The organism is Kitasatospora sp. NPDC059795, assembly GCF_042732175.1.
Lineage (GTDB): Bacteria > Actinomycetota > Actinomycetes > Streptomycetales > Streptomycetaceae > Kitasatospora.
In genome coordinates this window covers 655,452-674,851 of sequence record NZ_JBHWID010000002.1, presented here as the reverse complement: position 1 = coordinate 674,851, position 19,400 = coordinate 655,452, and the positions used below count along the sequence as shown (strand labels likewise).

At 71.7% G+C, this 19,400-nt stretch carries 14 protein-coding genes; 7 read left to right on the top strand and 7 right to left on the bottom strand.

Annotated elements, in window-relative coordinates; translation table 11 throughout:
- The first annotated feature begins 45 nt into the window (after window positions 1–45).
- From gcvT to ACFV4P_RS06925, 4 genes are all read left to right on the top strand, one after another.
- On the top strand, window positions 46–1,164 hold the full coding sequence (gcvT, locus tag ACFV4P_RS06940; RefSeq protein ID WP_380468088.1) for a glycine cleavage system aminomethyltransferase GcvT: 1,119 nt from the start codon (window positions 46–48) through the stop codon (window positions 1,162–1,164).
- Between the two features lie 102 nt (window positions 1,165–1,266).
- Window positions 1,267–1,641, top strand: a complete 375-nt coding sequence (gene gcvH / locus ACFV4P_RS06935; protein WP_073814105.1) for a glycine cleavage system protein GcvH — start codon at window positions 1,267–1,269, stop codon at window positions 1,639–1,641.
- A 15-nt stretch (window positions 1,642–1,656) separates the two neighbouring features.
- The gene (gene glyA, locus ACFV4P_RS06930) at window positions 1,657–2,925 is read left to right on the top strand and encodes a serine hydroxymethyltransferase (RefSeq protein WP_380468086.1); all 1,269 of its coding nucleotides are present in this window, start codon (window positions 1,657–1,659) and stop codon (window positions 2,923–2,925) included.
- A 147-nt stretch (window positions 2,926–3,072) separates the two neighbouring features.
- Window positions 3,073–4,440: an L-serine ammonia-lyase gene (locus tag ACFV4P_RS06925; protein WP_073814109.1), complete on the top strand. Its 1,368-nt coding sequence runs from the start codon at window positions 3,073–3,075 to the stop codon at window positions 4,438–4,440.
- 309 nt (window positions 4,441–4,749) lie between these two features.
- Here ACFV4P_RS06925 and ACFV4P_RS06920 read toward each other — a convergent pair whose 3' ends face one another.
- The 4 genes from ACFV4P_RS06920 to ACFV4P_RS06905 form a co-directional block, all read right to left on the bottom strand.
- Window positions 4,750–5,322, bottom strand: coding sequence for an ATP-binding protein (locus tag ACFV4P_RS06920; protein WP_380468084.1), 573 nt, complete (start codon window positions 5,320–5,322; stop codon window positions 4,750–4,752).
- Between the two features lie 103 nt (window positions 5,323–5,425).
- On the bottom strand, window positions 5,426–6,619 hold the full coding sequence (locus ACFV4P_RS06915; protein WP_380468082.1) for an Ig-like domain-containing protein: 1,194 nt from the start codon (window positions 6,617–6,619) through the stop codon (window positions 5,426–5,428).
- Between the two features lie 164 nt (window positions 6,620–6,783).
- Entirely contained in the window at window positions 6,784–8,031 is a 1,248-nt protein-coding gene (locus ACFV4P_RS06910; RefSeq protein WP_380468080.1) for an Ig-like domain-containing protein, read from the bottom strand.
- Between the two features lie 166 nt (window positions 8,032–8,197).
- Window positions 8,198–9,385: an Ig-like domain-containing protein gene (locus ACFV4P_RS06905; protein ID WP_380468079.1), complete on the bottom strand. Its 1,188-nt coding sequence runs from the start codon at window positions 9,383–9,385 to the stop codon at window positions 8,198–8,200.
- Window positions 9,386–9,599: 214 nt separating this feature from the next.
- Between ACFV4P_RS06905 and glgX the strand changes: the two genes are divergently transcribed.
- Window positions 9,600–11,822 carry a glycogen debranching protein GlgX gene (gene glgX, locus ACFV4P_RS06900; protein ID WP_380468077.1) on the top strand — a complete coding sequence of 741 codons (2,223 nt, stop codon included), beginning with the start codon at window positions 9,600–9,602 and terminating at the stop codon, window positions 11,820–11,822.
- Between the two features lie 55 nt (window positions 11,823–11,877).
- On the opposite strand, the gene ACFV4P_RS06895 is transcribed toward glgX, so the two are convergent.
- From ACFV4P_RS06895 to ACFV4P_RS06885, 3 genes are read right to left on the bottom strand one after another with little or no spacing between them, the layout of a single operon-like run.
- The gene (locus ACFV4P_RS06895) at window positions 11,878–12,738 is read right to left on the bottom strand and encodes a geranyl diphosphate 2-C-methyltransferase (RefSeq protein ID WP_380468075.1); all 861 of its coding nucleotides are present in this window, start codon (window positions 12,736–12,738) and stop codon (window positions 11,878–11,880) included.
- A gap of 35 nt (window positions 12,739–12,773) precedes the next feature.
- Window positions 12,774–13,967, bottom strand: a complete 1,194-nt coding sequence (locus tag ACFV4P_RS06890; RefSeq protein ID WP_380468073.1) for a family 2 encapsulin nanocompartment cargo protein terpene cyclase — start codon at window positions 13,965–13,967, stop codon at window positions 12,774–12,776.
- A gap of 29 nt (window positions 13,968–13,996) precedes the next feature.
- The gene (locus ACFV4P_RS06885; RefSeq protein WP_380468071.1) at window positions 13,997–15,406 is read right to left on the bottom strand and encodes a family 2B encapsulin nanocompartment shell protein; all 1,410 of its coding nucleotides are present in this window, start codon (window positions 15,404–15,406) and stop codon (window positions 13,997–13,999) included.
- A 319-nt stretch (window positions 15,407–15,725) separates the two neighbouring features.
- Here ACFV4P_RS06885 and ACFV4P_RS06880 point away from each other — a divergent pair, with 319 nt between their 5' ends.
- Together ACFV4P_RS06880 and ACFV4P_RS06875 are read left to right on the top strand one after the other, a co-directional pair.
- Entirely contained in the window at window positions 15,726–17,570 is a 1,845-nt protein-coding gene (locus tag ACFV4P_RS06880) for an ABC transporter ATP-binding protein (RefSeq protein ID WP_380468069.1), read from the top strand.
- Entirely contained in the window at window positions 17,567–19,399 is a 1,833-nt protein-coding gene (locus tag ACFV4P_RS06875; RefSeq protein WP_380468067.1) for an ABC transporter ATP-binding protein, read from the top strand. The genes ACFV4P_RS06880 and ACFV4P_RS06875 overlap by 4 nt, the downstream gene beginning before the upstream one ends.
- Window position 19,400: the final 1 nt, after the last annotated feature.

Here is a 19,400-nt window from a genome sequence, read left to right as displayed (position 1 = left end):
AGATTCGCCCCAGCCTGCCCGTTTCCAGATCCCGGGAGTCCTGTCGTGTCCCTCCGCCTCACCGCGCTCGACGCGCTGCACCGCTCGCTCGGCGCCACCATGACCGACTTCGCGGGCTGGGACATGCCGCTGCGCTACGGCAGCGAGCGCGAGGAGCACCTCGCGGTCCGTACCAAGGCCGGCCTGTTCGACCTGTCGCACATGGGCGAGATCACCGTCTCCGGCCCGCAGGCCGGCGAACTGCTCGACCACGCCCTGGTCGGCTTCATCTCCGCGCTCGGCGTGCTGCGCGCCCGCTACACCATGATCTGCCGCGAGGACGGCGGCATCCTGGACGACCTGATCGTCTACCGCACCGCGGAGAACGAGTACCTGGTGGTCGCCAACGCCTCCAACGCCCAGGTCGTGCTGGACGCCCTGACCGAGCGCGCGGCCGGCTTCGACGCCACCGTCCGCGACGACTGCGACGCCTACGCGCTGCTCGCCGTCCAGGGCCCGGAGGCCAACGGCATCCTGGCCAAGCTCACCGACGCCGACCTGCCCGGCCTCAAGTACTACGCGCTGCTGCCCGCCACCGTGGCGGACCGTCAGGTCTGGCTGGCCCGCACCGGCTACACCGGCGAGGACGGCTTCGAGGTCTTCTGCGCCCCCGCCGACGCCGAACACCTGTGGACCGCGCTGACCGGGGCCGGCACCGCCGAGGGCCTCGTCCCGTGCGGCCTGTCCTGCCGCGACACGCTGCGCCTGGAGGCCGGCATGCCGCTGTACGGGCACGAGCTGTCCACCGAGCTGACCCCGTTCGACGCCGGCCTGGGCCGCGTGGTGCGTTTCGACAAGACCACCAACAACGGCGAGTTCGTCGGCCGCAAGGCCCTGGAGGAGGCCGCCGCGGCCGCCGAGGCCAACCCCCCGCGCAAGCTGGTCGGCCTGGTCTCCGAGGGCCGCCGCGTCCCGCGTGCCGAGTACGCCGTGGTGGACGCCGAGGGCGCCGCGATCGGCCGGATCACCTCCGGCTCGCCCTCCCCGACCCTGGGCAAGCCGATCGCCATCGCGTACGTGGACGCCGCGCACGCCGAGCCGGGCGCCACCGTCGCCGTGGACGTCCGCGGCAAGGCCGAGCCGGTCCAGGTCGTCGCGCTGCCGTTCTACAAGCGCGCCCGCTGACCTCCGTCGCCCCTTCACCTGCCTGTTCGAGCAGTTCTTTCCGGTTCGTCCGCCCAGCGGACGGCCGCGCCCTCCCCTCCCGCGATCCTGGAGAATGACGTCATGAGCAACCCCACGCACCTGCAGTACACCAAGGAGCACGAGTGGCTGACGGCCGCCGTGGACGGGGTGTCGACGATCGGCATCACCGCGCACGCCGCGGACGCCCTCGGCGACATCGTCTACGTCCAGCTCCCGAATGTCGGCGACACCGTCACCGCGGGTGAGACCTGTGGCGAGCTCGAGTCCACCAAGTCGGTCAGCGACCTCTTCTCCCCCGCCACCGGCGAGGTCACCGAGGTCAACCAGGAGGTCATCGACGACCCGGCCCTGGTCAACTCGGAGCCCTTCGAGGGCGGTTGGCTGTTCAAGGTCCGGGCCACGGCCACCGACGAGCTGCTCGACGCCGACGGCTACACCGCCTTCACCGGCGCCTGACCGGGAGACCCCCTCATGACGGTTCTCAACCAGTCCCTCCACGCGCTCGACCCGGAGATCGCCGCCGCGGTCGACGCCGAGCTGCACCGCCAGCAGACCACCCTGGAAATGATCGCCTCCGAGAACTTCGCCCCGGTGGCGGTCATGGAGGCCCAGGGCTCGGTGCTCACCAACAAGTACGCCGAGGGCTACCCCGGCCGCCGTTACTACGGCGGCTGCGAGCACGTCGACGTGGTCGAGCAGATCGCGATCGACCGGGTCAAGGAGCTGTTCGGCGCCGAGCACGCCAACGTGCAGCCGCACTCCGGCGCGCAGGCGAACGCCGCGGCGATGTTCGCGCTGATCCAGCCGGGCGACACCATCCTGGGCCTGAGCCTGGCCCACGGCGGTCACCTGACCCACGGCATGAAGATCAACTTCTCCGGCAAGCTCTACAACGTGGCCGCGTACCACGTGGACGAGAAGACCGGCCAGGTCGACATGGCCGAGGTCGAGCGCCTCGCCAAGGAGCACCAGCCCAAGCTGATCATCGCCGGCTGGTCCGCCTACCCGCGCCAGCTGGACTTCGCCGAGTTCCGCCGCATCGCGGACGAGGTCGGCGCCCTGCTGATGGTCGACATGGCGCACTTCGCCGGCCTGGTCGCCGCCGGTCTGCACCCCTCCCCGGTGCCGTACGCGGACGTGGTCACCACCACCACCCACAAGACCCTGGGCGGCCCGCGCGGCGGCGTCATCCTGTCCAAGGCCGAGTTCGCCAAGAAGATCAACTCCGCGGTCTTCCCCGGCCAGCAGGGCGGCCCGCTGGAGCACGTCATCGCCGGCAAGGCGGTGGCCTTCAAGGTCGCGGCCACCGACGAGTTCAAGGACCGCCAGCGCCGTACCCTGGAGGGCGCGAAGCTGCTCGCCGAGCGCCTGCTGCAGGACGACGTGACCGCCTCCGGCGTCTCCGTCCTCTCCGGCGGCACCGACGTGCACCTGGTCCTGGTGGACCTGCGCAACAGCGAGCTCAACGGCCAGGACGCCGAGGACCGCCTGCACGAGGTCGGCATCACCGTCAACCGCAACGCCGTCCCGAACGACCCTCGCCCGCCGATGGTCACCTCGGGTCTGCGCATCGGCACCCCGGCGCTCGCCACCCGCGGCTTCGACACCGAGGACTTCACCGAGGTCGCCGACATCATCGCGGAGACCCTGAAGCCGGGCTTCGACGAGGCCAAGGCCGAGTCGCTCAAGGGCCGGGTGACCGTGCTCGCCGCCAAGCACCCGCTGTACCCCGAGCTGTAACCCTTCCCCGCGTCCGCCCGCACCCGGCGGACGCCCGGAAACCCCGGGGCACCGCGCACACTGGAACGTGCGCGGTGCCCCGTTCCATGCGCCGCCCCCGTCCCACCGGACGGACCACTCCACGAGACCAGACAAGGACGTCACCCCGTGGCCATCAGCGTCTTCGACCTCTTCTCCGTCGGTATCGGACCGTCCTCCTCGCACACCGTCGGCCCGATGCGCGCCGCCCGGATGTTCGCCCGCCGGCTCGCCTCCGAGGGACTCCTCGACCAGGTCGCCTCGCTCCGCGCCGAGCTGTACGGCTCCCTCGGCGCCACCGGCCACGGCCACGGCACCCCCAAGGCCGTCCTGCTCGGCCTGGAGAACAACTCCCCGCGCACCGTCGACGTCGACCAGGCCGACCTGGACGTCGAACGGATCCGCGCCACCAAGCGGCTCAACCTGGTGGGCCGCCGCGAGATCGCCTTCGACCCCGACACCGAACTCGTCCTGCACCGCCGCAAGGCCCTGCCCTACCACGCCAACGGCATGGCCCTGTGGGCGTACGACGCCACCGGCGCCGTCCTGCTGGAGAAGACCTACTACTCCGTCGGCGGCGGCTTCGTGGTCGACGAGGACGCGATCGGCGAGGCCCGGATCAAGCCCGACGACACCGCGCTGCGCCACCCCTTCCGCACCGGCGAAGAACTGCTCCGCCTCACCCGGGAGACCGGCCTGTCCATCTCCGGCCTGATGCTGGAGAACGAGAAGGCCTGGCGCACCGAGGCGGAGATCCGGGCCGGCCTGCTGGAGATCTGGGCCGTCATGAAGGAGTGCGTGGCCGCCGGCATGTCCCGCGAGGGCATCCTGCCGGGCGGGCTCAAGGTCCGCCGCCGCGCCGCGTCCGCCGCCCGCGCGATGCGCGCCGAGGGCATCGGCCCCGGCAACGCGATGGAGTGGGTCACCCTCTACGCGATGGCCGTCAACGAGGAGAACGCCTCCGGCCGCCGCGTCGTCACCGCCCCCACCAACGGCGCCGCCGGCATCATCCCCGCCGTCCTGCACTACTACCTGAACTTCATCCCGGGCGCGGACGAGGACGGCATCGTCCGCTTCCTCCTCGCGGCCGGCGCGATCGGCATGCTCTTCAAGGAGAACGCCTCCATCTCCGGCGCCGAGGTCGGCTGCCAGGGCGAGGTCGGCTCCGCCTGCTCGATGGCCGCCGGCGGCCTCGCCGAGGTCCTCGGCGGCACCCCCGAGCAGGTCGAGAACGCCGCCGAGATCGGCATCGAGCACAACCTCGGCCTCACCTGCGACCCGGTCGGCGGCCTCGTCCAGATCCCCTGCATCGAGCGCAACGGCATGGCCTCCGTCAAGGCCATCACCGCCGCCCGGATGGCCCTCCGCGGCGACGGCCGCCACCACGTCTCCCTCGACAAGGCCATCAAGACCATGAAGGAGACCGGCGCCGACATGAAGATCAAGTACAAGGAGACCTCCCGCGGCGGCCTCGCGGTCAACGTCATCGAGTGCTGACGCCGACACCGTCCGGGCATAGCTCGAAGGTCCCGGGTTCCGGGACCTTCGAGGGCTGGTGGGTGGCGTCCGGATTGTGGGATGATCCGGAGGCTACCTGGAATCCTAAGGTTGAGCGCGGCGCACGCCTTGGTTTCGACTTGTTTTTGGGGTAGCGGCGTGCGATAGTTATGCGTGTCGGGCGTGATCGCCCGGCCACTTCCCATCCGGCGGCACGCACCCCCTTGGCTGCCGGATGACGCGCAGGGGCCCCGGACCGCGAACACAGGCGGACAGGGGCCCCGCATCGTTTGTGGGCAGAAAAGAGTGTCAGAGCGCGGTGGTTCGGTCCCGGGTGCGCATCTCGAACCAGACGCCCTTGCCGCGCGGCAGCAGATCGGCTCCCCAGCGGTCGGAGAGTTCGTCGACCACGCGCAGGCCGTGGCCGCTCTGGTAGCGGCCGGTCTCGGGCGCGACGATCAGGCAGGGCAACGCCCGCGAGGAGTCCCGGACTTCGATCCGCAGCCAGCCGGGCCGCCGGACCAGCTTCAGCCCGATCATCCGCCCGCCGGCGTGCCGCACCGCGTTGGCGACCAGTTCGCCGGTGAGCAACTCCCCGACCTCCAGCAGGTGGTGGAGGTTCCAGGCCGCCAACACCGAGAGCACCAGCCGCCGCGCGACCCCGGCCGACTCGGGGCGGGAGGGCAGTCGCACCTCCTCCGCGGCGTCGGGATCGCCGAGCACGCCGAGGAAGACGTGCTCCATCTCGTCCGCGGTCATCCGTTCCAGGTCGGCGAGCACCACTGCGGTGCCGAGACCCGCGGCTCCGGCCCCCGAGGGGCCGTCACCGCGGGTGCCGACCAGAGATAGTGATGCCCGTTCCGCTTCGCCCCATCCCGCCATGGGGCCCATCATTGCGGAACGTGGGCGGCCGCGTACGGACAATGAGCAAACGATCACGGCCCTTCTGGCATATGCCGTCAGCAACCGAACTGGTGCCCGACGATCACCACTTGGCCCAGGAGAGGTTCCAGCCGCCCAGCCCGTTGGCCGGGTCGACCGTCGCGCCCTTGGAGTTGACCACCGTGATCACGTCGCCGACCAGCGTGGAGGCGTAGAACTTGCCCGCCGAGCTGCTCGCGCTGCCGCCCTGGACGTCGGTCAGGCCGATGCAGCCGTGGCTGCCGTTGGAGACGCCGATGACGCCCGCGCCCCAGTAGTTGCCGTGCACGTAGGTGCCGGTGTCGGTCAACCGGATGGCATGCGGAACCACCAGATCGTATTCGTCGCCGGAACCCGCCTTGGTGACGCCGGCGGAGGTCATCCGGGTGGTGCCCTCCATCCCCTCGACGACCATCGAGCCGCCCCAGGTGTCGTAGCCGGGCTTGCCCGCGGTGAACGCGATCGAGTCGGTCTGCTGGCCGTCGCGCTCGACCTTCATCCGGTGGGTGTTGACGTCGGCGGTGGAGATCTGGGAGCGGCCGATGGTGAACGGCTCGTCCTTGTCGACGCCGCCGTACACGCCGGGGGCGGTCTCCACGTCCTTGAGCTTGTAGTGGATGGTGACCTTGGTGTTGGGGTTCCAGTACTTCTCGGGACGGAAGTCGAGCCGCTTCTCGTTGAACCAGTGGCCCTTGACCACGGTGCCGTCAGAGGCCTCGAAGGTGATGCCGGCCGCCACCGCGTCCTTGTTCTTGACCGCCCGGTTGAACCGGACCGAGACGATCATGCCGACGCCGTACTGCTCGTTGTCGGCGATGTTGTCGCTGACGCCGGCGTCCTTCTCGGGGGTGAGGGTGGTGAAGGTGGAGCGCGCGTTGGCGACCACGCTCTGGGGGTCCTCGGCGAGCGCGTCCACCGTGTAGGCGGTGGAGATCTTGAGGTTGCTGCTGGGCGTCCACGAGGTGCCGTCGGAGGCCAGCGCGCCCTGCACCTCGACGCCGTCGGGGCCGGTGACCTTGACCGAGGTCAGCTTGCCGCCGTTGGCGGAGACCTTGACCGCGCCGGACGTCTTGACGTCGGTGGCGCCGTTGGCGGGTTCGATGGCGATGGTCGCGGCCGACACGGTCGGCTTGGCCGAACTGGCAGCCGCCTTCGGGCTGTCCGCCTTGGCCGGGTCCGTACTGCAGCCGGTCGTGGCCATCAGCACCAGGGCGCCTGCGAGCGCGCCCACCGCGTAACCCCCGCGTATAGCCTTCACGTTCCGCTCTCCCCACACACCTGCCTGTCGGCTGACAGGTCTTTCGCTTCATATGACGGGTCGACCGGGCGAAACGTTGCGCGCCGAGTGTCCCGGTCCGGTCACGAACGGCCGACGGCCCGGCGGGTGCGAACCGCCGGGCCGTCACTGTCGGTTGGGATCGGTTACCACTGGCTCCACGGGACGGTCCAGCCGCTGAGGCCGTTGTCCCCGGAGACGGTCTTGCCCTTGGAGTTCACGATCTTCACCACGTCGCCGACGATCGACGAGTTGAAGAACTTGCCGGCGGCCGAACTGTCGCTGCCGCCCTTGGCGTCGGAGACGCCGATGCAGCCGTGGCTGGCGTTCGACTTGCCGAACGCGCTGCCCCAGTAGTTGCCGTGCACGTACGTGCCCGAGGTGGTCAGCCGCATCGCGTGCGGCACGTCCGGGACGTCGTACTCGTCGCCCTTGACGTTGGACACCGTCGCCGAGTTCATCCGGGTGACCTTCTCCTTGGTGGAGATCACCATGGTGCCGTTCCAGGACGGGTTCTGGTCGTTGCCCGCCGTGATCGGGACGGACTGGGTGTCGCCGCCGCCGCGCGAGACCGTCATCATGTGGGACGCGGCGTCCACCGTGGAGACCTGGTAGCGGCCGATGGTGAACGGCTCGTCCTTGTCGACGTCGCCGTACACGCCGGGCGCGACCTCGACGTTCTTCAGCCGGTACTTGACGGTCACCTTGGTGCCCGGCTTCCAGTAGTTCTCCGGCCGGAAGTCCAGCCGGGAGGTGCCGAACCAGTGGCCCTTGGCGACCGTGCCGTCCGAGCCCTCGACGGTGATGCCCGCCAGCACCGCGTCCTTGTTCTTGACCGCCTTGCTGAAGTTCACCGAGACGATCATGCCGACGCCGTAGGTGCCGTTGTCGGCGATGTTGTCGTTGGTGGCGACCTTCTTGGCCGGGGTCAGCGTGGTGAAGGTGCTGGTGGAGGCGGCCACCAGGCCGGCCTGGTCCACCGCCTGCGCGTTCACCGTGTACGTGGTGCCGACCGTCAGCTGCTCGGTGGGCTTCCAGCCCAGGCCGTCGGCGGCGATCTCGCCGGCCACCGCCTTGCCGTTCTTGTCGGTCACCGCGACGGTCGTCAGCTTGCCGCCGGCCACCGTCACCTGCAGACCGTCCTTGGGCGCCACGTCGGCCGCGCCGTCGGCCGGAGTGACCGTCAGCTGGGCGGTCGACACCTTCGCCGGGGCGTCCGACGCGGACGAGGAACCGCCGCCGCCCTTGGCGTCGGTCGAGCCGCCGCCGCCACTGCTGCAGGCCGTCCCGAGCAGCAGGACGCCGCCCACCAGCAGGGCCGCCGCCGCCCGACGCGCCCGCCGCCCGTTCCCGGCCCCGGCTATTCCGGACCCGGCCTTCTGAACCGCCTCCACCGCGCTGCTCCCCTCCAGGTCTGCACAGCGATACCCGTGGGGCGCCCGGAGTCGGCTCCGCCGGATCCGCTGCGCCCACCGCGTCCCCGATCACGTTTCGGGCGCGCGCGGGGGCAAGGATAACCGGCGAAGCTGAGTGAATCTTCGGAGCGAGCCGAGTGCCCGTTCAGTGAACTGCCGCCGGCCGTCCGACCGTCCACTGCGCCCAGGGGAGGTTCCACCCGTTCAGGCCGTTGTCGGGCGAGACCCGGTCGCCGTGCGAGCCGCGCACCTCCACCACGTCGCCGACCAGGACGTGCCGGAACAGCCAGCCGGCCGAGGTGTTGGCGTTGCCGCCCTTGCTGTCGGCCAGACCGATGCAGCCGTGGCTGGTGTTGGCGGCCCCGAACACGGCCCGGTCGGTCCAGTAGTTGCCGTGCACGAAGGTGCCGGAGGCGGTCAGCCGCAGCGCGTGCGGGACGTCCTTGATGTCGTACTCGTCGCCGAGGCCGACGGTCTGCGAGTTCATCCGGGTCACCTCGAAGCGCTCGGAGACCACCATGGTGCCCAGGTAGGTGGTGTGTTCGGGGCTGCCGCCGCTGACCTCCAGGGTGCGCAGCAGGTGGCCGTCCTGATGGACGGTCATCAGGTGCCGGTCCAGGTCGACGGCGGCGATCAGGGCGCGGCCGACGGTGAAGTGCACGTCCTTGGTCTGGGTGCCGAGGTAGCCGGGCGCGGCCTCGACGTCCTTGAGCCGCAGCCCGAGGGTGACCTTCGTGCCGGGCGGCCAGTAGGCGTGCGGGCGGAAGTCGAGGCGCTGGTCGCCGAACCAGTGGCCGGCGATCTCCTGCGGCGGGTCGGCGGTGACGGCGACGGCCTGTTCGACGGCGGCCCGGTTCTGGACCGGGCGGGAGAAGCGCAGCGACACGGGCATGCCGACGCCGACGGTGGAGCCGTCCTCGGGGGTGAAGAAGGCGACGAAGGCGTGCTCGGGCGGCACGGTGGCGAACCCGGCGTGCTGGACGGCGCGTTGGCCGTCGGCGTCCTCGGCGGTGGCGTCCAGGGTGTAGGCGGTGGCGGTGGCGAGCCGGGCGTCGGGCGTCCAGGCGGTGGCGTCGGCGGTGAGCGTGCCGGGCACCGCGGCGCCCCGGTCGTCGGTCAACCGGACGTCCAGCAGCCGTCCCTGGGCGACCGTCACCTTGACCGCGCCGTCCACCGGGACGCCCTGCGCACCGTCGGCGGGGCTGACGGCGAGTTGGGCGCGGGAGACCGGCGGGGCGCCGTCGGCCGAGAAGCCCGGCCAGCTGCAGCCGGTCAGCAGGACCAGTCCGGCCGCGGCCGCCCGTCGAGCCCAGAGCCGTACCGCGGCGTGCATGCCGTCCTCCCGCTGTCGTGCGAAACCACCCGATGCCGGTCACAACGACCGATCGCGGCTCCCGGACACGACCGGATGGTTTCCCCACCCGGCTCCGTTGGGCACAGGATTGGTCACGGTACGTCACCTCGCCCGACCCGGGGTGACGCGCGCGGTCGCACAGGGAACAACCGGAAGAACGGGGACGGGCCCCCGGACGGCTGGGAGGTTCGCCATGACGGCGTGGCAGGAGCTGGGTACGGGCACCGACCGGGAGGCGCGCGCGGTCGCCCGGCTGAACGGCACGGCGCCCCGGCCCGCCCGGGCACTGCCCTGGCCGGGCAGCTGGCAGCCGCTCGGAGCCCGGTTCCGGGCGGACGGCGAGGGCGGCCGGGGCACCAACTTCGCGCTCTGGGCGCCGGGCGCGGAGGCCGTCGACGTCTGCCTGTTCGACGAGGACGGGCGGGAGAGCCGGCACCGGCTGGCCGAGCAGACCTACCAGACCTGGCACGGCTACCTGCCGGGCGTGCTGCCCGGCACCCGCTACGGCTTCCGGGTGCACGGCCGGTGGGACCCGTGGACGGGCGCCCGGCACAACCCGGCGAAGCTGCTGATCGACCCGTACGCCCGCGCCATCGACGGCGGCTGCACCACGCACGAGGCGGTGAGCTCGGCGGTCCGCAACTGGCCCGAGCGGGACGTCGCGGACACCGTCCGGGACGATCGGGACTCCGCGCCGTACGTGCCCCGGTCGGTGGTGGTGCACGACGCCGACGACTGGTACGACGACCAGCGCCCGAAGACGCCGTGGGCCGACACGGTGCTGTACGAGCTGCACGTGCGCGGCTTCACCATGCGCCACCCCGACATCCCGCCCGGGCTGCGCGGCACCTACGCGGGCCTGGCGCACCCGGCGGCGGTCGCGCACCTGACCGGGCTAGGGGTGACGGCGGTGGAGCTGCTGCCGGTGCACCACCACGTCAGCGAGGACCACCTGCAGGAGCGCGGGCTGGTCAACTACTGGGGCTACAACACGCTGGGCTTCTTCGCCCCGCACGCGGGCTACTCGTCCTCGGGCAGCCGGGGCCAGCAGGTCGGCGAGTTCAAGCGGATGGTGCGGGCGCTGCACGCGGCGGGCATCGAGGTGATCCTCGACGTGGTGTACAACCACACCGCCGAGTCGGGGGTGATGGGCCCGGCGCTGTCCTTCCGCGGCATCGACAACGCGGGCTACTACCGGCCGGACCGCTCGCGCCGCGGCTACGCCGACTACACGGGCTGCGGCAACACCCTGGACACCCGCCGGCCGCAGGTGATCCGGCTGGTCACCGACTCGCTGCGCTACTGGGTGCAGGAGATGGGCGTGGACGGCTTCCGCTTCGACCTGGCGGCGGCGCTGGCCCGCGGCAGCGACGCGGTGGAGATGGAGCACCCGTTCCTGGCCGCGGTGTCGCAGGACCCGGTGCTCAGCCGGGTCAAGCTGATCGCCGAGCCGTGGGACGTCGGCCCGGGCGGCTACCAGCTGGGCGGCTTCCCCCCGCTGTGGGGCGAGTGGAACGACCGCTTCCGGGACACCCTGCGCGACTTCTGGCGCGGCGCCCGGCCGGACGTCCGCGAGCTGGCCACCCGGATCGCCGGCTCCTCGGACCTCTACCAGCGCGGCGGCCGACGGCCCTACGCCTCCGTCAACTACGTGACCTCGCACGACGGTTTCACCCTGCGCGACCTGGTCTCCTACGACCGCAAGCACAATCTGGCCAATGGCGAGGACAACCGGGACGGCACCGACGACAACCGCTCCTGGAACCACGGCCGGGAGGGCGAGACGTCCGACCCGGCGGTCCGGGCGCTGCGGGTGCGCCAGCTGCGCAACCTGCTGACCACGCTGCTGCTGTCCAGCGGCGTGCCGATGCTGACGGCGGGCGACGAGCTGGGCCGTACCCAGCGCGGCAACAACAACGCCTACTGCCAGGACAACGAGATCGGCTGGCTGGACTGGTCGCTGCTGGACGACCCCGAGTGGCGGTCGCTGACCGAGCTGACGGCCCGGCTGATCCGGTTGCGCCGGAGCCACCCGGTGCTGCGGCAGCGGGCGTTCTTCTCCGGTCGCCCGGCCGCGCCGGACGGCCCGCGGGACTTGTGCTGGCTCACCCCGGCGGGGCGTGAGATGACCGAGGCGGACTGGTTCGCCCCGACCCACGCGCTGGCGATGCGGCTGTCCGGCACCGCGATGGCCGAGCGCGACCAGCACGGCCGGGAGGTGCACGACGCCGACTTCCTGCTGCTGCTGAACGCGGACGCGGAGCCGCGCCGGTTCACCCTGCCCGGCCCGCACCGCCCGCTGGTCGACACCGCCCTGGCCGGCCCGCCGGCGCCGGTCCCGGTCACCGAGGTCACGCTGACCGGCCGCTCGGCGATGCTGCTGACGGCGCGACGGCAGGACGGCGCGACGGCATGACGGCATGACGGCGGGCCCGGGCGGCGTCCCGGGCCCGCCGTCCGTACGCGGTCCGTCAGACCCGGTCGGCGACGATCATCAGGTAGTGGAAGCTGCCTTCCTTGTACGCCGTCAGGAACGGGTCCTCGATGCCGGTGGCCACCGAGGACCGGGCGCGCAGCTCCCAGTACGGGATGGTGTCGGCGGTCAGGTCGACCACGCTGATCGGCACCAGGTTGTTCGCGGCCAGCGCCTTGAAGTACTGGCTGCGCGGGTGGATGTTGCAGATGTAGTGCTCGTCGATCCGGCTGACGGCCTTCGAGCGCAGGCCCATCACGTCGTTGGAGCAGCCGGTGATGCAGACGTAGCGGCCGCCGGGGGCGAGCAGGCGGGAGAACTCGCCGAACGCCTCGAAGAGGTCCACGTACATGGTGGTCTCGTTGGTCCAGATCGCCCGGCGGGAGGCGGTCTCGAAGCCGGTGTCCAGCATGTTGCGGAAGTGGAAGCGGACCCGGTCGGCGATGCCGCGCTCGTGCGCCTGCCCGTTGGCGAAGGCGACCTGCTGCTCGGAGATGGAGACGCCGTCCACCTCGCAGCCGAAGCGCAGGTTGGCCATGATGCTGGTGCCGCCGCGGCCGGAGCCGGCGTCGAGCAGCGCGTCGGTGGGCGCGATGTCGCCGAGGTGGTCGAGCAGCACGTCCGCCTGGGCGGTCTCCAGCCGGTGCATCTCCTCGATCATGCGCTCGTCGCGGGTCTCGTCCGGGCCCTCGAACACCGAGGGGTCGACCGGGCCGAGGCCGTAGTGGTGGTGGTAGAGGCCGTCGACCTCACCGAGCTTGATGTTGACCGGGTCCTTCTCCAGGTTCCAGTAGTTCGCGACCGACTTCTGGAACGCGGTGCGCAGCACGGTGGTGGCGCTCGGGACGGTGGTGGTCATGTACGGCGTGCTCCTCAACTGGCGGTGACGGGGGATCAGTCGGTCTGGTAGCGGGCGCTGCCCGCATGCCACTCGCGGTTGCCGCCGACCCAGGCCCAGGTGCCGGCCAGGAAGCGGCGCAGCTCGGGCGAGCCGGTCAGGGCGAGGGCGGAGGCCTCGGCCTCGAAGGTGTGCATCAGTTCGTCGTGGATCGCCACGCTCTGCTGGACGGCCTCCTCCAGGGAGCAGCCCTCCTCGGTGGCGATCAGCATCGGCAGGCTGAAGTCGCCGGGGTCTTCCTTGGCCATCGAGTACAGGTCGTTCATCAGCACGGTGGCGGTGCCGGCCAGGGTGAAGGCGCGGCGCACGGCGGGGTCGGCGAACTCGGCCTGCGGGACTTCGTAGCCGGCGATCGCGTCGACCAGCACCATGCACGGGATGAAGGAGTTCTCGTGGCGGTGCATCAGGTACTCCCACACCGGCGGGCGGTGCCCGGTGGTGTGCCACATGCCTTCCTGGCCGTACGCCACGAACATGATCGCCAGTTCGTGCCGCAGCCGCCGGACCTGGTTCCAACTGGCGTACGGGGCAAGGCCGTCCAGCGCGGAGCGGAGCGCCTTGGCGACCGGGTCCCGCTGGATGTGCGCCTCCAGTTGGGGGGCGTAGCGGCGCGGCAGGTGGGCCTGGTCGATGGTGGAGTGGCAGATCGCCAGGCGTTGGCCGAGCACCTCGTGCCGGGCTTCCTCGACCTCGGCGTCGACGATGTGGTCGTCCACGGACCACTCGGAGAGGCCGCACTTGGCGGCGGCGAGCAGCCGGTCGGGGTCGTCGGTCTCGGGGTGGCCGAGCATCATCAGCCGGCCGAAGTTGGCCTTGCGGAGCATGTCGGTGCGGCCGGGGTAGATGCCGATCCCCTCGGCCCATTCGATCAGCCGCTCGTTGACCAGGTCGCCGAGCGCCGGGTCGTCGCGCACCGCGGGCGGGCAGTACAGCGCGGGGGCCTTGCCGTTGGTGATCGGCCGGGCGGCGGGGGCGTCCCGGACGATGTCGTCGGTCGCGCCCTTGCCCTGGTGGGGGACGGTCGGGCGGTGGGTGAGCAGGCCGCTGGTGCCGAGGCCGGTGGGGCCGGGGGCGTGCCAGGTGAGCCGCTCGGGGGCGGGGCGCTCGGGGTGGGTGAGGATGGCGGAGACCAGCGCCGCCAGCTCGTGGGTGCCGTGCGGGGCGAGCGTCCGGGTGAGCAGTGAGGGCATGTCGGTCCTCTGTTCGACGTGGGGGGCGGTCAGGACCGCGGCTGGTCGACCTCGACGTTCTCCAGCACGCCCAGCGCGTCGGGGACCAGGATCGCGGCGGAGTAGTACGTGGAGACCAGGTAGTTGACGACGGCCTTCTCGTCGATGCCCATGAAGCGGACGTTCAGGCCGGGCTCGACCTCGTCGGGGATGTTGACCTGGGTGAGGCCGACCACGCCCTGGTTGTGCTCGCCGGTGCGCATCGCGAGGATCGAGCTGGTGCCGCCGCGGACCGGGATCTTGCTGCAGGGCAGCAGCGGGACGCCGCGCCAGGCGGGCGCCCGGTGGCCGTTGACCTCGGCGGTGGAGAAGTAGACGCCGCGCCGGTTGGCCTCCCGGCCGAACGCGGCGATCGCCTTGGGGTGGGCGAACAGGTAGTCGGTGTCGCGGCGCATCGCGAGCAGTTCGTCCAGGTCGTCGGGGCTCGGCGCGCCGGCGTGGGTCTGGATCCGCTGGTCGAAGGCGCAGTTGGCGAGCAGCCCGAACTCCGGGTTGTTGACGATCTCGTGCTCCTGGCGCTCGCGGAGCGCCTCGACGGTCAGCCGCAGCTGTTCCTCGGTCTGGTCCATCGGCCTGCTGTACAGGTCGGCGACCCGGCTGTGCACCCGCAGCACCGTCTGGGCGACGCTCAACTCGTACTCGCGCGGCCCGAGTTCGTAGTCGACGAAGGCGGTGGGGAGCCGGTACTCGCCCTCGTGGCCGGCCGACATGTCGATCCGGGCCTCGCCGTGCTCGTTCTGCTCGGCGGCCTGCCCGGCCTGGAAGAGGGCGACCTGCGCCTGTAGGGCCGGGGAGCGGTCCACGATCTCCTGGAAGGCCGCCCAGGGCAGCGACATCGCGGTGCCGGCGGTGGCGGCCTTCACGGTGTACGGCCAGCGCCCGTCGGCGGTGTTGAGCGCCTCGTCGCCGAGGTGGTCGCCGTCGGCGTGCACGGCGAGCACGGTGTCGTCGCCGTACTTGCCGGTGCCGATCCGCTCGACCTTGCCGTGCGCGATCAGGAAGACCTCGCCGATCGGCGTGCCCTCCTGGACCAGCACCTCGCCGGCGGCGAAGCCGCGCTGGACGAAGCGGTCGGCGAGCTCGTTCAGGACGGCGTAGTCCTCGAAGCCGCGCAGCACCGGGACTTCGGTCAGGGTGGGCCCCGCCACCTTGACCTCCCGGCCGGTCTGCACGAAGGACACCCGGCCGCGGCCGACCGCGTGGCTGAGCCTGCGGTTGACCCGGTAGGTGCCGGCCGAGACCTGGACCCAGGGCAGCTTGCGCAGCAGCCAGCGCGAGCTGATCTCCTGCATCTGCGGCTTGGACTTGGTCGTGGTGGCGAGGTTGCGCGCCGCCGCGGTGCTCAGGCTCTGCGGTGCCGGCGCCTGGGCTTCGGGGGCGTGCTCGGTCTCGACCGACATGCTGTTCTCCTGCGCTGCTCGGGGTGATCCACCGCGATCACGTCGGCCAGATCAGACACGGCGACGCCGGGGGGCCTGCAAGCAGGCGCTCGGAGCGCGAAAATCGCCAAACGTACGCCCCTCACTCCATTTCCCGCCGGGAGCGCGCCCCTGCGCCGGGGGGCTTCCGCCGACGGCGCGCGGCGCTGCGGGCGACCCGAACGGCGCAATGGGGAGCGCCGCGATCGGCCCTGACGCCCCCTTCTTCCTGGCCGGATCTCGCCGACAGGGGCAAAAAAGCGGATGAGAAATGTCAGCGAGTGCGCCTACCCTCTCGGCGATGGCCGAGAACCAGAACCCCACTCCGCCCACCCCAGCGGACTCGAACACTCCGTCAACCGGCGGCACCGGAAGTTCACCCGGATCGGTACCCCGATCGCCGGTACGCTCCCTGCTGCGCCTGTGGCCGTACGCCCGCGAGGCGCGCTGGCGGATCTTCGGCTCGATGGCCGCCGCCGGGCTCGCCTCGCTCAGCGTGCTGGCCGTGCCGATCGTGCTGCGCGGCATCGTGGACGGGCCGATCGCCCACCACGACCTGTCCGGGCTGTGGCCGCTGGCCCTCGCCCTGCTGCTGCTCGGCCTCGCCGAGGCCGCCCTGTTCGGTGTCCGCCGGATCATCGTGGCCCGCCCGCTGGCCAAGGTGGAGACCAAGCTGCGCGGCGACCTGTTCGCCAAGCTCCAGCGCCTGCCGATCTCCTTCCACGACCGCTGGCCGTCCGGGCAGCTGCTCTCCCGGGCCACCTCGGACCTGTTCGTAATGCGGCTGTTCCTGGCCTTCCCGCTGGTCTTCCTGGTGGTCAACTCCACCGTCTTCCTGACCGGCACCGCGCTGATGTTCACCCTGGACTGGCGGCTCGCGCTGATCACGCTGATCCCGGCGATCCCGCTGATGATCTACACCCGCCGTTTCGAGGCCGGGTACTCGGCCGCCTCCCGGCTCGCCCAGGACCAGAACGGCGACCTCGCCACCGTCGTCGAGGAGTCGGTGCTCGGCATCCGCATCCTCAAGGCCTTCGGCCGGCACCGCACCATGGCCGAGGAGTTCCGCCGGCACAGCGCCGACCTGCGCGAGACCGAACTGCGCAAGGCCGACCTGCTCGGCAACCTGTGGGCGGCCATCGTCGGCCTGCCCGAACTCGCCCTCGGCGCCGCCCTCGCCACCGGCGCCGTCCTGGTCGCCCACGACGAACTCTCGGCCGGCACCCTGGTCGCCTTCCTCTCCACCGCGCTCGCCCTGCGCTGGCCGGTCGAGTCGATCGGCTGGCTGCTCGGCTTCGCCGCCGAGGCCGCCAGCGCCGCCAACCGCTACTTCGAGGTGATGGACGAGCCGGAGCCCACCGATCCTCCCTCCGGCGAGGCCCCCTCGGACGACCGCGGCATCCGCTTCAGCGGCGTCCGCTTCCGCTACCCCGACGCCCCGGCGGGCACCCCCGACCTGCTCGCCGGCATCGACCTGCACATCCGCCCCGGCGAGACGCTCGCGCTGGTCGGCGCCACCGGCAGCGGCAAGACCACCCTCACCGCGCTGCTCCCCCGCCTGTACGAGCCGACCGCCGGGTCGATCACGCTGGACGGCACCGACGTCCGCGACCTGCCGCGCGAGGAGCTGCGCCGCCTGGTCGCCGTCGCCTTCGAGGAACCCACCCTGTTCTCCGCCACCGTCCGGGAGAACGTCCTGATGGGCGCCCCCGGCGCCGACCCGCAGCGGCTCGCCGGCGCCCTCGACACCGCGCAGGCCGGCTTCGTCGAGCGGCTCCCCGAGGGCCTGGACACCGAGGTCGGCGAGCAGGGCCTGAGCCTCTCCGGCGGCCAGCGCCAGCGCCTCGCGCTGGCCCGCGCGGTGGTCGGCGAACCCCGCTTCCTGGTCCTCGACGACCCGCTGTCCGCGCTCGACGTGCACACCGAGGCCCTGGTGGAACGCGCCCTGCGGCGGGTCCTCGCCGACACCACCGCGCTCGTCGTCGCGCACCGCCCGTCCACCGTGCTGCTGGCCGACCGGGTCGCGCTGCTCGACGACGGCCGGATCGCCGCCGTCGGCACCCACCACGAACTCCTGCAGTCCTGTCCCGCCTACCGGGCCCTGATGTCCGGCGAATCCGAACTGGAAGGGGCGCTGGCCCGATGACCACCGCCGTCGCGGAACCCTCCGTCGAAGAGGACGACCTGCCCCCCGCGGCCGACGACGACCAGGACATCCCCGTCCCGCCCGGCGCGCCCCGCGCCCTGCTCGGCTCGCTGCTCGCCCCGCACCGCCGCCGGATCGTCCTCGCCGTGCTCGCCGTCCTGGTCCAGCAGGCCGCCCTGCAGGCCGGGCCGCTGCTGGTCGCCTTCGCCATCGACCGCGGCATCCCCGCCCTGCGCGACCACGACTCCGGTCCGCTGATCGCCGTCACCGCCGGCTACCTGGGCTGCGCGCTCGTCGCCACCCTGCTGCAACGTTTCTTCATCAGGTTCGCGGCCCGGATCAACCAGGACATCCTGCTCGACCTGCGCGGCCGGATCTTCCGGCACGCCCAGCGGCTCAGCCTGGACTTCCACGAGCGCTACACCTCCGGCCGGATCATCTCCCGCGCCACCAGCGACGTGGACACCCTGCGCGAACTGCTCGCCGAGGGCCTCCAGGAACTCCTGATGGTCTGCCTGTCCGTCGGCTACATCACCGTGGTGCTCTGCCTGATGGACTGGCGCCTGGGCCTGGCCTCCCTGGTGTCCTTCCTGCCGATGTACCTGATCATCAGGTCGTTCCGCCGCCGCTCCCAGCAGGTCTACCGCCGCTCCCGCACCGCGGTGGCCGGGCTGATCGTCCGCTTCACCGAGACCATGAACGGCATCCGCCCGGTCCAGGCGTTCCGCCGCGAAGCCGCCAACAACAAGGCCTTCGACACCGTCAACCAGCAGTCCGCCACCGCCACCGCGGACGGCCTCCTGGAGATGGCCCGGTACGTCTTCCTCTCCCGGATGACCGCCAACACCTGGATCACCGGCGTGGTCGTCCTCGGCGCCCTGCTGGTCAGCGACGGCAGCCTCGAACTCGGCGTGCTCACCGCCTTCGTGCTCTACCTGCGCCGGCTCTACGACCCGATCGACCAGCTGGCGATGTTCCTGAACAGCTACCAGTCGGCCGCCGCCGCGCTGGAGAAGATGGCCGGCCTGCTCGCCCACGAGCCCTCCGTCCCCGAGCCCACCGAACCCGCCCCGCTGCCCGCCGCCACCGGCAAGGGCCGCGAAGTCGCCTTCCGCGACACCCGGTTCGCGTACGCCAACGGCAAGGAGATCCTCCCCGCGTTCGACCTCGTCCTCCCCGCCGGCCGGACCACCGCCGTGGTCGGCGCGACCGGCGCCGGCAAGTCCACCCTCGCCAAGCTGCTCGCCCGCTTCTACGACCCCACCGCCGGCGCCGTCACCCTCGACGGCGTCGACCTCCGCGACCTCACCACCGCCGACCTGCGGGCCGACGTCGTGATGGTCACCCAGGAGTCGTTCCTGTTCTCCGGCACCGTCGCCGAGAACATCGCCGTCGGCAAGCCCGACGCCACCCGCCCCGAGATCGAGGCCGCGGCCCGCGCCATCGGCGCCCACGACTTCATCACCGCCCTCCCCGACGGCTACGACACCGACGTCCGCAAGCGCGGCGGCCGCATCTCCGCCGGCCAACGCCAACTCGTCGCCTTCGCCCGCGCCCTGCTCGCCGACCCCGCCGTCCTCATCCTCGACGAGGCGACGTCCTCCCTCGACGTCCCCGGCGAACAGGCCGTCCAGCACGCCATGCAGACCGTCCTGGCCGGCCGCACCGCCGTGATCATCGCCCACCGCCTCTCCACCGTCGAGATCGCCGACCGCGTCCTCGTCATGGACCAGGGCCGGATCGTCGAGGACGGCGCCCCCGCCACCCTCATCGCCGGCGAAGGCCGCTTCGCGACGCTCCACCAGACCTGGAAGGACAGCCTGGTGTAGC